General features: G+C 34.7%; 1 protein-coding gene. It reads left to right on the top strand.

Annotation, left to right across the window (positions count from 1 at the left end):
- The coding region (locus BTV99_RS13000; protein ID WP_178377993.1) for a TniB family NTP-binding protein at positions 1–337 on the top strand (337 nt) is incomplete at both ends.

Genomic DNA, 337 nt, shown 5'->3' with positions numbered 1-337 from the left:
TGTAACGAGCTAGAAATTCCTATCGTACTTAGTGGTACTAAAGATTCAGTTCGTATCTTGCATACTGATCCACAACACGCTAGTCGTTTTGATATAGCTGAATTACCTATTTGGGAAAATAGTAAAGAGTTTAGACGATTAGTTGGTAGCTTCGAAAGAATACTACCATTAAGAAACCCATCAAACTTAACTCAACAAGAAAACTTAAATTTAATTCATAGTATCAGTGACGGCTGTATCGGCAATGTTAAACGCTTGCTAAATGAATGTGCAATAGATGCAATCAAGACAGGAGAAGAGCAGATTACTACTAAAATTATTGAGAGTAAATCATGGA

It is taken from the genome of Psychrobacter sp. Rd 27.2 (genome assembly GCF_001921755.1).
Taxonomy (GTDB): Bacteria; Pseudomonadota; Gammaproteobacteria; order Pseudomonadales; family Moraxellaceae; genus Psychrobacter; species Psychrobacter celer.
The sequence above is the reverse complement of the archived record's forward strand: the minus strand, read 5'-3'. Positions and strand labels throughout refer to the sequence as shown.